The organism is Butyrivibrio sp. X503 (assembly GCF_003625475.1).
Classification (GTDB): domain Bacteria; phylum Bacillota; class Clostridia; order Lachnospirales; family Lachnospiraceae; genus Butyrivibrio.
Map to the genome: position 1 here is coordinate 21956 of NZ_RAIQ01000004.1, position 14488 is coordinate 36443.

General features: G+C 42.0%; 7 protein-coding genes. All 7 read right to left on the minus strand.

Annotated elements, in window-relative coordinates:
* Nucleotides 1-9: 9 nt before the first annotated feature.
* Nucleotides 10-1707, minus strand: a complete 1698-nt coding sequence (locus tag D6853_RS07860) for a CotH kinase family protein (protein ID WP_120657469.1) — start codon at nt 1705-1707, stop codon at nt 10-12.
* A 28-nt stretch (nt 1708-1735) separates the two neighbouring features.
* Nucleotides 1736-2494, minus strand: a complete 759-nt coding sequence (locus tag D6853_RS07865) for a response regulator (protein ID WP_120657470.1) — start codon at nt 2492-2494, stop codon at nt 1736-1738.
* Between the two features lie 40 nt (nt 2495-2534).
* Complete coding sequence (locus tag D6853_RS07870; protein ID WP_120657471.1) at nt 2535-4937, minus strand: HD-GYP domain-containing protein; 2403 nt, start codon at nt 4935-4937, stop codon at nt 2535-2537.
* Nucleotides 4938-4973: 36 nt separating this feature from the next.
* The gene (locus D6853_RS07875) at nt 4974-9209 is read right to left on the minus strand and encodes a hybrid sensor histidine kinase/response regulator (protein ID WP_120657472.1); all 4236 of its coding nucleotides are present in this window, start codon (nt 9207-9209) and stop codon (nt 4974-4976) included.
* 36 nt (nt 9210-9245) lie between these two features.
* On the minus strand, nt 9246-11381 hold the full coding sequence (locus tag D6853_RS07880; RefSeq protein WP_147367728.1) for an HD domain-containing phosphohydrolase: 2136 nt from the start codon (nt 11379-11381) through the stop codon (nt 9246-9248).
* A 94-nt stretch (nt 11382-11475) separates the two neighbouring features.
* The gene (locus D6853_RS07885; RefSeq protein WP_120657474.1) at nt 11476-13599 is read right to left on the minus strand and encodes a methyl-accepting chemotaxis protein; all 2124 of its coding nucleotides are present in this window, start codon (nt 13597-13599) and stop codon (nt 11476-11478) included.
* 152 nt (nt 13600-13751) lie between these two features.
* Nucleotides 13752-14480, minus strand: coding sequence for a potassium channel family protein (locus D6853_RS07890; RefSeq protein WP_120657475.1), 729 nt, complete (start codon nt 14478-14480; stop codon nt 13752-13754).
* Nucleotides 14481-14488 lie beyond the last annotated feature (8 nt).

Sequence of the window (14488 nt, forward strand, 5' to 3'; positions counted from 1 at the left end):
ATTATAGCATTACTTTGACAGTACGTTGTCAAAAAATAATTTTCTGTTCACCAGCCACGTATATACTTCCTGAGCTCTATCTTCTTCATCTCCCTCGTTATGGCTCCATCTGACGTCATCCATTTTCATTGAAGGGGCAATGGCTGACATTTCCTTTGGAAGATAATCGTCTATAATGTCCTCCAGAGCAGGTGAAAGCTTATCTCTGTATACTGTTTTTGAAGCTTCGGAGACATCACTGAATTTGCTAAGCTGTCCGTACCAGCCGCCAAGCTCGATACAATCGTTATAGGCAAATCTCTCATCCGAATAGAAATCATCCGTCATAGACTTGTCATAATCCCAGATCGGTCCGCCATATATCTTGTCATCGCCTGCAAGCTTGTACATAAAAAGGCTTCCGTCCGAATAATCCTGCAGAGCAAAGAAATCCTGCATAAGACACATGGTACTCCAACTCTCCACATCCAGATAATCATTGTAAGAAAGTCCCGTGTCGTGATTGATTCCATCTTCGCTGTACACAGCCTTTTCGACCTGCCTCACATAATCCGCGATATAAAAAGTCTCCTCTTTGGACGCATACTGCGGCGAATTGATAACAACGGTCTTATTCTCGGTATTAAACCAGCTGTTTACGTACTGCTCTTCCTGCGGCCTTCCTTCAAGATCAAATTCCATCAGATAGCTGCCCGTAATATCCTCGGGATCCTTGTCAAGAAGACTGTATTTTATCTCATCTCTCGTCTTTTCATCCAGAATTTCCGACTTGGGCACATCCGTCAAAAGTACTCTGTTGGCAATTTTATTGGCGTAATCAAGATTGTGCTCAAAGTCCACGCTTCCGCCTCTTGTATTGATCCTTGTGGAAAGAAGATAGAGCCCTGCGTATTCACCGTTCACATACAGATTCACATGCCTAAACTGCGGAGAATACTTCATCCCTATCATATCTGCTGCCTTGTAAACAATAGCATCCTTAAGATTCGAAGGATCCATATAATTAGCTATAAGCGCATACTTGGAAGACGGCGACATTCCGAACAATTCAATATCATCGGATAAATTGATCCTAAGAGGTCTCTTTGGACATGACGCCCACGTAGAGCCGCCTCTTCCGCCCGTAATGCAGTGGATCATCTTATCCTGCTGCCCTTTTGTATCAGTCGTTATCATCACGGCATTTATAAGCGCATATCTGTCCGTAAAAACAGCCTCCGAATCCTGTTTGGAGGTTGTAAGAAAAACAGAGTTTAAGCCATCTGCAACGCACACAGAAAGAAGGCCCTCGCACAGCACATTGCTGCGACGGTCCAAAAGTCTTATCTTGGCATCTTGTAACGAAGTGGAAATCTCAGAATCAGAACGATAAATATGTCCGTCTATTTCAAGCTCGGTGCCCTTTGGAAGCTTACATTTGTAGCTCCCCACCGTGTCCGTTGAATACGGCAAAAAGAGATACCATCTGCCGGCGTTAACAACCATACCGGATCCTTCTTTATCGGATTTTTCCATATCAAGATCATAGCTTTTGCACATACATATCTCATTGCCAAAAGCTGTCTTTCCGTAATAAACCGCAACCTTATCAAAGCCCGCATTAAAGCTGTCCCCGTCATCTTTGTCCTTTTGCATGACAAACGGAACCGATAACAGAAACAGCGAAATAACAAGAAAAATAAATACTTTTATATTTAATGCTTTCAAATGATCCCCCGACCCCAACTTTTTTATTTTATCTGCTTAATATAAAGAACTCCTCAAGCTTGTCCAAAAGCTCTCTTCTATCTATTGTCTTTAAAAGATATCCTTCAGGCTTAAGCGAAACAACACTCATTACGCTGTCCTTGTCACTCTTTCCCGTAAGGAATATAACAGGTATGTTCTTGGTATCCGTATCGCTTCTTAGCATCTCAAGAACCTGAGGTCCCGATGTAACGGGCATCTCATGATCAAGCAAGATAAGGTCTGCCTTGTTCTTGCCAAGCCACTTTATCGCCTGAAGTCCCGAACTTGCCATAGATACCTTGTACTTATCCTTAAGCCACTCTCTTACTAGATTTAGATAACTCGGATCATCGTCCACTACCAATATAGTCTTTTTAAACTCACCCTGTTCGGCCTTGTTGAACTGCTCCTTTACCGTCATGATATATTCAACATTGTCTATAGGGCGCAGCATTGACTTATAGATAAGCTCCAAAGGAACGCTCTTTTGGATAAATACAATATCGTTTTTCTCGCCTATAGGGATCATCATCTTATCTTCATCGGTAAGCTTATCGATCAAAAAACGCAACACTTTCTCGTCCGGTCTGTCACCGTCGTTCATATAGATAGTGACTAGATCGGTACCTTCCCAATCCATTCCGATCGCATTGACATCAAATGGTTCAAAAACGCCGATCATCCCGGATTCATTTATCTTTTGTACGAGTACTTTTACGAGAAAGGTCTCTTTTTCCCCGATAACCATAATACGTTTCTTTTGCATATGATCTCCTTGGAAGTAAACGCTTATATATATAATAATATCACAAAATTCTGATATCTGTTATTACGCATTGGTCACCTGTAAATGCCAGATATACATCTTCTTTGCCTTTTGGAACATTAGTCGTACATCTCAGATTTATACCGAAATTCTCGGTTTCCATAGTGATCTTGTTGCGTCTTCTCATAAATGTCACAGTGCATTCAAATCCCCTTTTATTCAGCTTCTTCCATTCATCCCAACCCTTGAAATCTTCTCCCCTGTGAACACTGATCTCGTTGTCTGCAAGATCGTTTTCCGTGGCATCTTCACCATCGAGACGAATACAGCAATGCTCTGTATAACCGCTACCCTCCGGAATTCTGTCATCTGATGAAAACAGCAGTATATACGCACAGTGCCAGATAAGATTCGCAGTCGGAAGACTCATTGTACGAAGCTTGATCCTCATGCCGTTGATAACGGGTATTGCTTTTGAATAAGCCTTTCTGTACCCCTCAACCTGAACATTCGGAATATCTCCCTCGATCCTGTCGGTATAGGTTATTTCCTGCACTATTCTCGGAATGTACTTTTCGTCAATCTGCTGCCCCGTATCATTAAATGACACATTCATGATATGACAATGCTCCCCCGTAAAAGCGAGATAACAATACCTTATCGCATCCGGCAGCGCCACTGTCACATCGAGAACATGCTTAGAATTGACAATCTTAAGCCTGACATGATCTCTGTATTTGGAAGCCTCAATCTCATAGTGAGTAACACCTTTTTTATCCTCACCGCTTCCTTCCTCAGCAGGAAGATCCTGAACTCGTATATCTCTCGCCTGCGTAGCGATCACATGACCGTCAAGCCATATCTCTGCATACTCAACATACTGAAGCAGTCTTATCTCTCTGTCATCGTTATGCACGCAGGCGTCATGTGAATCAAAAAGAATTATCGTAGGAATCGAAATATCCTCTTCAAATCCCACCTCTGCCTGGCTGTCCAACTTAATCTCCATCTTACTTTCAGTAATCCTGATTCCCTCAGAAACATGCTCCTTGTATTCATTAAAATGCATTGCTCCCGAAGTTATCAGATCATCACTCTTTCGCGATTCAAGATAATTATCCTTGTATCGCATCATATATTCCGTATCGTGATCGATCATATCAACCATGATCTCACAGAATTTCGGATCAAGCTGAGTTCCTGCCTTTTTGATGATTTCTTCTCTGACTGTACTCTGAGGCATGATCTCTCTGTTACTTCTCTTGGATGTCATCGAATCATACTCATCAGCCACCGCAACTATTCTGGCATACACAGGAATATTCTCCCCTGACAGTCCTTCGGGATATCCCTTACCGTCATATCTTTCATGGTGATACTTGGCGCCGATATAAAGAGACGGAAACTCATCTATATTTGAAAGAAATTCCGCACCTATCTCGGAATGTTGCTTAAAATATTTGTATTCTTCCGTCGTCAGCCCGGTATCCTTTTTTATTATCTCATCGGGTATTCCGATCTTTCCGACATCATGCATAAGCCCCGCAAAGTATGCCTCATCACATTCTTTTTCATCCATACCGGCAAGTCTTGCTATTTCCCTTGAATACTCAGCAACTCTTAAGGAATGTCCTTTGGTATATTCAACTTTCGCATCGATAGCCGTCACAAGCGCCGTCGCGGTTTTTTCATATAAACGCCTAAGACTTTCATGCTCTCCTTTTAAGTTATCAATCTCAATCTTGTTGGCTCTTTCCACTCTCTCATTCATATCAAGCAGCGCAAAAATATACAATCCGACAACCATCGATACCGCAGCAATATCAACAAATGAGAAGCCTGCGATGTAATACTGTGTCAGTGATGCAAATATACAAACAGCATCAAAAAGAAATACCGATAAAGCCAGCTTTCCTTTAATACTCTTTCTGTATATGAACAGAGTGATGATCTGCAATATCATGATCGAGTACGGGAAAATATAACTTACATAAAACAACGAAGACCTATGGTACAGGTTGTTTTCATCAAAAGTATAATAAAGTCCCGTAAACTGTGATAGGATCACAAGAAAAAGCGCTATAGCACCTAAAACATAAGATATCTTAAGAGTTATCGGAATCTTAGGTACATCACCTTCATTTCTTAAAATATCATCCAGATAAAAGTTTATTGTAAGTAAAACGAACACCGTCATGAAAAAGACAAAGAAATTGCCGACTCTGACCGCATAATAACTATGCGCATCAAGCAATCCTTTGTACAAATAGGAAATCCTGTCCGCTTCAAGCCATATCGCCGCGCCCACTTGCATCATCAAAAGAATAATCTTTCTGCGCCTTGACATGATCTTACTTATAAAGGTAAAAAGAGCTATGATGGCACATACGGATGCAAGCGCAAGCATAATATCAACTTGATATAGTTTAAGCGTATCCAACATTCTCGTTTTCCTTTCCCTACCGTTCTTTCGATGTCTTTACTCAATTCCCAATAGCTTTTCCATATCATCCCAGTTAAAGATCTTTAGATTCTTTCGCAGATCTTTCATCTTAGCGGCATCTTCTTTCGGGAGTCTGTATTCATCAACCTGATCAAGCACCATCAAAACACCGTCATAATCCATCATTGGAACAAGCTCTTTTAATGCTTCATAAGCATCAGAAAGATCCTCTGTAGATATTTCAGCCTTATTGGCATCACCTGCTTCATCAGACATTTCTCTGAGCTTTTCAAGCTTATGTTCATACTCTCTGTAGTCCTTCATCAGTTCATCGATGCCGTTACTGATATATTCAATATCATGCGCATTTCCCGCATCTTCCATAAGGCGGAATCTCTCTGAAAGATTAAGCGCTCCTATTATCCTTGAGGAACTCTTTAGTGCGTGCACCTTTATGGTATACAGCTTGATATCGTTATCCTTATACGCTCCCTCAATAAGCGCAGCATTATCTTCAATCGTATCAAGGAACATATTCAGCGAATCGATAAATGCATCTGCCCCTCCGCAGTATTTGATTCCGTCATCCACGGATATCTCCGGAATATTTCTAAGCCACTCATATTCATTAGGAAGCTCATTTTCTACAGCCTCGGCATCGGCATCCGTAGGCTTCATCATGATATTTTCAGGCAGATGCTTCATAATGGCATTCTCAACCTGAACCGTATCAATAGGTTTTGCAAGGAAACCGTTGAAGCCTTTTTCCAGATAGAACGATTCTCCAACCGTCTGATTGGCGGTAAGTGCATATACGGGAAGATCGGGATGATTTTTCCTTATATGCTCAAGAGTCTCGATTCCGTCCATTCCGGGCATCATATGATCAAGCAATACCACGTCGAATTTTCCCGTCTTTAATTTCTCAAGACACTCTTTTCCACTCTCGGCTGTAGTTATAAACATCTTTGTCGGTTTCAAAAGACCTTTTATAACCGCAAGGTTCATCGCATTATCATCTACAACTAGGATATCCGCTTCGGGCGCAATAAACTTAGGCACGTAAACGCCCTTGCCGGCCGTGTCGTTATCTTCATGGAATGCTCCTATCTCATGGTCGTCTATTATCTTCTGAGACAGCGTTAAGATAAATTCACTTCCTTCACCGTATTCACTCTCGCACCAGAGCTTGCCGTTCATAAGAAGCGCAAACTGCCTTGAGATATCAAGTCCGAGTCCTGTTCCCTGGATGGAGCTGTTCTTTTCCTCATCCAGACGTTCATAAGCATTAAAGAGCTTATCAAGATCTTCTTTCTTAACGCCTATTCCGGTATCTTTTACGGATATCCTAAGTGCGCATGAAAGCTCACTTTTTTCCGTAACCCAGACCTTTAAAACAAATCCGCCTTCTTCCGTATATTTAACGGCATTGGTAAGCAGATTAAGTATTATCTGTTTGATCTTTCCTTCGTCTCCGTACAGTCTTACGGGAGTGGTAGGATCGATATCAACATCAAAACTCAGCTTTTTGGCTTCACTTCTTACCCTGATCATCTTGATAACGGATCTTAGCATCTCTACAACGTCGTATTCCTGCTCGACAAGATGCATCTTCCCCGACTCAATCTTTGAGATATCCAAAAGGTCGTTTATAAGACTAAGAAGCGATTCCGTCGCTCCTTTTATGTCATGGGCATATCCAAGAACCGATTGATAATAACCCTCCGGTACACCTCGTCCATCCTCTCTTATGATCATCTCATCCATTCCCAGGATAGTGTTAATGGGAGTTCTGATCTCATGGGACATATTGGCAAGAAACCTTGATTTTGCCATATTAGCCTTCTCGGCTTCTTCCTTACTTTCCTGTATCTGCAGGTACTGCTTTCTTATGACGGTTCCGTTCATAACACGCCACACGATAAAGCCTACCAAAGAAACAAGCAGCGCGATCATAAGAATCCTGACTGTAATAAGTTCAAAGAACTGAGGTTCTTTTCTTATGTCAAAAGTAGTATCGTTAAAAACGGTCTTTCTGTCTCTTCCCAGGATCTGTATATGCAGAACATAGTTGCCGTATCCAAGCCCCGTATATTCCAGGTTGGACAGCCTGCTCTGCTCTATCGTCATACCTTCGTCATCCGTTCCTTCCAAAAATACCCTTACGGTCGGATTGGACATACTGTAATCAAGTACCGCAGGAATGATCTGGATTCGTCCGTTTCCGGCAGGGATTGAATACCCGCCGTTTTCATCCGGAAGTACCACTTCTCCGTCATATACAATCGAAGCTATCGCAACTTTAACAATAAGTTTTTCTTCCAGGAAGTTGTTGATATTAACCTTGGAAACTCCGGTCCTGCCGGCTATATAAAGATTTCCGTCATCCGAAAGAAAACTGTAACTATGCGCAACGGGTATACTGGTAACTCCGTTTACCATGGTATATAGTCTGTAATCCGATATATTGTCATCAAACAATTCCTGTTTTTTTACAACATACAATCCCTGCGATGACATAAACCAGTAATTGTCGACGTTATCCGAAAAAACATCAAAAACGTTGTTATACGGGAATGATTTTACTTCGGTAATTTCTCCGTCTTTCATATACTCCACTGAATTGGAAGTTATTATCCAGTAAAGCCCATTTACTTTATCTTTTTTTAGTCTCATGATAACGTCGCTGGTAAGCTTTCCTTCCATTTTTCTCGCGCCGCTATCATCTATAACATATACGCCGTCTCCATCTGTTCCCGCAAAGATCTCACCGTTATCGCCCTCGGTAACGGTAAGTATAACGGTATTCATCATTCCGTCATCGCTTCCGACAGTTCTTTTTACCTGATAGTCTTTTATATAAACAAGCCCATCATTGGTACCAACGGCAACAGTTCCGTCCGTCATCTCATATGCACAGCGGATCTCGTTGGAAGGAAGCCCGTTTTCGATAGTGTAAGATTTTATCGAGGTATCTTTTTCATAACAAATAAGCCCTTTATTCCCTGAAAAAGTGGAAATCCAAAGCTTACCGTTTTTATCTTTCATAAAGTGGCGTATTCTTATGTTTTTGAGATATTTTGTAAGATCGTTACTTACCGAATTATGCCCAAGTCCCGCTATATACAAGCCATCATCAGTTCCGACGTACAGTTCTCCGCCGTAGAAGCATGTGGCGTTGACCACTTCATCAGGGATTCCCGAAAGCGCGGTGAAGTTCTGGAAATTGTTTACTACAATTTTCATTACCCCCTGTCTGGAAGATACAAACCACATGTTTCCCTGATAGTCGGAGGTTTGCATTTCAATAGCCGCATCCATAGGAAGATTTTCAAGCACATTAAATCTTCCGACCTCGGTAAAATAACCGATCACCGAGCCCGAAGAAGCCCATATTCTCTTACAGTCATAGCTTAGCCAGTGAATATTACCGGCATCTGTCGCATCATAGCAAATAAGACTTTCGACATTTTGACCAAGGCTACCGTAATAGATATGCCCGGTTTCCGTTCCGAAATACAGGATTCCCGGTTCGCGGGGATCCGCAAGAATAGTGGTTATAAGACCTGTCCCAAGCTCTTCGCTTTCATAGTATTGGCTCACCGTATCACGGGATAATTGAAAAACGGCACCGTTCTTGGTCTGGCCGTAAACATTTCCGACAGCATCCGAAGTAAGCTTTAATACTCTCTCACCATTGATCCTGTCATCATCTATAGAATGAAGATTCATTTCTTTATCCACGTAGTCAACACCGGATGTTGTCGCAATATAGACATTTCCGTGCATATCCTCTGCGAAACACCTGATTGATGAAGACGACAATCCTTCGTCCTTTGAATAATGGATAAAATCATTTTTATCAAGAACAACCACACCGTTGTCATTTGTTCCGACCCAGATACGATTTTTACTGTCTTCAAATATATATCTTCCGTTTGTAAGTCCCATAGATGCGGGTAATCTTTCAAAAGATGAACCGTCATATCTTATGATTCCGGCATACCCGCCTATCCAGATGTAACCGTCGGAAGCTCCGAGAATACAGTTTGCTTCCGATGTTGGAATTCCGTTTGTCGCATCATAAACTTTGGCCATGTATCCGACATCGCCAAGCTGGCCGGTTGCCGCATATCCACCGCCGTTCAGAGATTCCTCTTCCTGCTCCTCGTCACCTTGTACATCTGCAAAAGCAGGTACCGATATATTTCCCAAGCAAAAGACAAAAAGAAGAATTGCAATATATATTTTTTTAATGTATTTGCCCGTCATTATCAGATACGACCTCCATTGTAACCGGTAATCATATCAGGAATATTTTCTCAGAATGTTCTTAACTTCGCTGAATGAATCAGCAAATGCCTCTACACACTTTGGATCAAATCTGGTTCCCGAACCGTCAAGGATTACATCCAACGCATCTTGGTAGTTCGACGCAGATTTATATACACGCAGTGACGTTACCGCATCAAATACATCTGCAATTGCCATGATACGCGCAGACAAAGGAATAACTTCTCCGTGAAGTCCCTCGGGATATCCTGTGCCGTCCCAGTGTTCATGATGGTAAGCTGCCATGTTCCTTGCCTCTTTGAGATAGTTTTCTCCCTTCATGGAGCTTATCGTATTGTCCAATATCTTTTTACCCTCAATTGTATGAGTCTTCATGATCTCAAATTCCTCATCGGTAAGCGCATCCGGTTTATTGAGGATTGATTCGGGTATCTTGATCTTGCCTATGTCATAAAGAGGCGTAGACATCTCAACATCCTTCATATATTTGAGAGTAAGTTTCTCAGGGTAATAGCCTTTCCTCTTTAGTCCTTCCAATATGATCCGCACATAAGCGGTCGTCTTCTGAATATGCGCTTTTGAGTCGATGTTCTGACTTTCCACGATATCCGCCATAGTGGCCACAAGTCCGGCCTGCATCTTTTCATTGGACTGTGCGAGTGTCAAAACATTTCGCATCTGTTCGGCTGTCGTATTGGCCATCTTGCAAATGGAATTATAGAGCCTCTCAAGCTCGTCATTGGTCCTTATATCAAGTCTTTCAAGCTTTCGAACACTCTCATCGAGTTCATCCTGATCTTCTATACTCTCCATAAACTCGTCAATGCGCATTTCGAGAGCACCTATCGGATAAACAAGATTGTGCGCCGCCATCATAAAACCGCACGAAAGAATTAGCGCGCAGAATCCCGAGAAGGTCAAAGTTATTTTGATCACATATTTTTTCAGGAACATGTTGTAATCTTTAAGCGAAACTTCCGCACCTACATAAAAGGCTTTATCTTCCGTTGCATGTATCTGTTCATAAGAAGTGATCAGATAACCGTATTTTCCGATAGACTCGCGGGAACCGCTTTCCGGTCCGTCATAAAGTACATTCAGTGAATCCATAAGGAAATTTGCATCATCTGTCTTTTCACCTAAAATGCCGCTCTTTTGGAAATCCTCGTCTGTATCAAAAATCATATATATGCTGTCATCTTTTATATCAAAAACATATAGACGTTCGATCAAAGGAATCGATTCTTTTAGAGACATTAGCATTTCGTTATACTGAAGATACTTAACATCTCTGTATTCGTTAACCTTGACATTCTTTTGGGCAAATGCCTCAAGATATCTTTGTTCTATCGAAGTCGCCACCAGTTTGGCGACATCAGCCGACATATTTCTTCCTCTTTCTTTTGCCTCATCAAAATTGACTCTGGAACTTACCACTCCGAGGATAACGGATGTAAAAATCGTAACAAGCATGAGGACAACCACAACTTTTACCATAATGGATGTGTTGCCCTTTTTGCTGTTCTGCACTATTTCTTTTCTCTCTTTGTTGGAAAGAGGTGTCTGTTTCCATCTGCTGTTCCACATTATCATCCTTAAATCCTGAGGAACCAGTCTATACAGACCATATGCAGCCAGAACGGAGATGCTCTTATCGATCACATTAAGCGTTATGACCAGAATTATCATTGCTATAACAAAGTTCTTTTCACTGGAACCGCCCATAAGCCTAGCGGTATCATTTATGTAATTGAGCTGGGGTTTTTCTAAAAGCAGCCACTGAAAGAGCGCACCGAATACACCGCTCATAAATGCGGAATCCAGAATAAAGCAGAGTAATTTTTTAATAGTTATATTTTCTTTCCCGATATATACCGTAGCCCTGATGGCCACAAAAACTCCTATCATTGCATAGCACATAGAATCGGGAATAAAAAAGCCATAGATAAGATATGTCAGGACAGCTACCACAATTGCAGGTAATTGTCCCCACACAAACGCCATAGAAATAGTTCCGATAGTATCAAGATATATCGGAAGATTAAAAAAAGCCGTGATTCTAAGGGCAATGATATTAACTGCCACGCATATCACTACCCAACGAATAAACTCTATTCGAAGTTGTTTGCTCTTACTTAAATGTCCCTTCACTAAGATAAATCCCCTCATGGATATAAAGAGGCGGTAACGAAATCAACATTACCGCCTCCCAACTTCTTAATAAATCAAGTCAAACACTATTCTTTTATTCTTCAGGTAATTCTTCGGAAATTTCTTCCGGAACTTCTTCCCAAACTTCTTCCGGAGCTTCGTCTGAAATCTTAAATACATCGATATCCTTCTGTACATCGTTTGCGATATCGGAAATCTGTGTAGCGATCGAAGAAACTTCTTCCATCATATTGCTTACAACAGATGTAGAAGCACTGGTCTCCTGAGTTGTTGCGGCATTGGTCTCTGCGATCGACGACAGCGATTCAACAACACCGACAACGGATTCACGGATATTATCAAGTCTCTCAACCGTTGACGAGATCTCATCGATACTTTCGAGGTTATTGATGATCTCACCCTCAACAGATCCGAATATCTCCTTGGTCTGCTGAACATATTCATTCTGTCTGTCAATTATCTTCTTAACGTCATCCATAGCCTCGATCGATCTCTTAGAGTTATCGATAAGCTGCTGGATGATATCGTTGATCTCTTTCGTTGTATCTGCGGTCTGTGAAGCAAGTGAACCGATCTCACCGGCAACAACCGCAAATCCTCGTCCCGCATCTCCTGCTCTTGCAGCCTCAATAGAAGCATTCAGTGACAAAAGATTGGTCTGGGTAGCGATAGATGCAATAAGCTCTGAAGCCTTTGCGATCTGGTCCGCGGAATGGCTTGTCTCTGCCGTCTGCTCGTACATCGCATCGACCGCCTGCTTGGTCTTTTCGTTGACCTCTCCGAGTTCTCGAAGGATCTCTCCCGCTTTCTTGGAAGAATCCTGCATGGACTGAGAAGCCTCTTTTAACTGCATTGTCTTTTCCTTGGTCTCCTCAACCATAACTCCGATCTCTTTTACGGAATCGGTAGCATTCTTGGTCTCGATAGACTGATTGGTTGCGCCCTGAGCAATATCGTGAACCGCTACATCAACCTGACCGATAGATTCAAGTGTTGACTCCGAATTCTCACGAAGCTTGCCGGAACCGGACTGCAGATTTCCGGAAAGTGTACGAAGCGATCTGATCGTCGATTCAACAGCTCCCGAAAGGTTCTTGGTAGCATTTGCAATAAGTCCGACCTCATCCTTACGTCCGTCGTATTTAGCAAGTGCAGCCTGCTTGGTGATATCAAGTGTTCCAAGATCCTTGATAACGTGTGTAACTCCCTCGATATCCTTGGATATTGCTTTGGATACAAGGATGACTCCTACAAGTGAAAGGATGAACACGATAACAGTCAAAATAAGAATCTTATTACTAAGAGCATTTATATCGCTCATGAAATCACTTTCGGGATCTTCTACTATGAAACAGAATCCGAAAGCGGGGATACTTCTGTATGACATGATCATCTTGCCGGTTCCCGCTCTGTTAAACATAAAGAATCCCTCGGGATTTTCCTGCATTTTTTCAATTGCAGCAAGGTGATTTGGATCTTCGATTGCTACTCCAAGAAGTGCGGGATCGGGTGCAAATACATAAGCCGGAGGTGAATCGGTATTGGGGTCTCCACTGCTAAGCAGATACATCTGCGCCTCATCAAGTCCCTCGGCGCTAAGTCCGACGATAATATCCTGAAGCTCTTCAACATAAACGCAGCTTCCGACAAAACCTATGGCCTTGCCCGCTGCATTATAAACATTTGAAAAAGCCATCGCAACGTTCGTATTGGTTGCCGGCGAAAGAACAATACCTGCGACAAACTGTCCGCCCAGAGTATCAATGATCTGAGTAAAGCCTGCAAGTTCGGCATTGGCTATCTGTCCGACAAATGATTTATCGGTATGAGTGTAAACCTTGGTGGCATCATCGGCTACGTACATACTCTCTATGTCAGGTCTGGTCGTGACAATACTCTCCAAAGCCTTCTGTGCATCCTGCTGTGCCTCCGCGTCGTCTACGTGCTCCATGAGGTAAACGACCTTAGGGTCTCTTGCATAGGTATTACAAAGCCTTTGCAATTCCGTCAGGTGCTTATCAATTATGATCGCACGGCTCTCGGTAAGCTCAGCCAGCCTTACCTCTGTCTGTTTTCTCATAATAGATCTTGTTGTTGTATTGATTATGCCGTAAATAGCTCCAAGTCCGATTAGAATAACAAGACCAATTACAAGACTCATCTTAACGTAAATCTTCAAATCGTTGATCTTCTTCATTACTCAGCCTCCTTGACACACCAATGAAAAACTTGCCGGGAATAATTATCTGACAATTAAAAACGTTATATATACATCTTACCATTTTGTTCGTAAATTTATTCTAAATCTTATCGGCAAATCATTAACTTTTTATAAAATTATGCAATTTTTCAAAGCTCGTATTTGGACTTTTTCCTGGTGATCTCATTCATGTAGGAAGCGGTGATGATACCTGTAGGAAGCGCAATGACAGCCATTCCCATAAGCGCAGAGATCATGGTGATCATACGTCCTACCGGAGTAACGGGCGAGATATCACCGTATCCGATAGTCGTGATAGATATAGTTGCCCAATAAAGGGCATCAAAGAACGTGTTAAAAAGATCCGGTTCAAGCTGAAATACCAGCATGGCGGATACAAAAATATACACAAGTATCAGAATAAGAACTGCCAATAGCTGCGTCTTAACCTTCCTGAGCACGTTGGCAATTATTATCATAGTCTTTGAATAACGGATTAGTTTGAATATTCTAAAAAATCTAAAGAGCTTAAGAAGGCGGATAAAGCCGGAAACAGGCACAAACAGTGCTATAACGGGTAGAATGGACAAAATATCCATGATCGCAAGAGGCGTAAGGATATAAGCAAAATAAGTCCTTACGCTCTTAAAGCCCATCTTGTAATCCGCAGTATAGACTCTTGCGCAGTAATCAGCAAAAAAGATAAGGCTCGTAAAAAGCTCGATGATGCGGGTGTACGTATTCTCCCCTTTCATAGTCATGGGAAGAAGACCTACAATGACGGCTGCAGTTATCATAACGTCATAGGCCCTACTGGATTTGTCACCAACACTTGAAACTTCAAGCACTTCATAAATTCGCTTTTTGATGTTATACATACTTATCC

What these genes read in the sequence shown, in the direction of transcription:
- D6853_RS07865 (WP_120657470.1), bottom strand. Translation starts at nt 2,494, where the DNA reads ATGCAAAAGAAACGTATTATGGTTATCGGGGAAAAAGAGACCTTTCTC.
- D6853_RS07870 (WP_120657471.1), bottom strand. Translation starts at nt 4,937, where the DNA reads ATGTTGGATACGCTTAAACTATATCAAGTTGATATTATGCTTGCGCTT.
- D6853_RS07875 (WP_120657472.1), bottom strand. Translation starts at nt 9,209, where the DNA reads ATGACGGGCAAATACATTAAAAAAATATATATTGCAATTCTTCTTTTT.
- D6853_RS07885 (WP_120657474.1), bottom strand. Translation starts at nt 13,599, where the DNA reads ATGAAGAAGATCAACGATTTGAAGATTTACGTTAAGATGAGTCTTGTA.
- D6853_RS07890 (WP_120657475.1), bottom strand. Translation starts at nt 14,480, where the DNA reads ATGTATAACATCAAAAAGCGAATTTATGAAGTGCTTGAAGTTTCAAGT.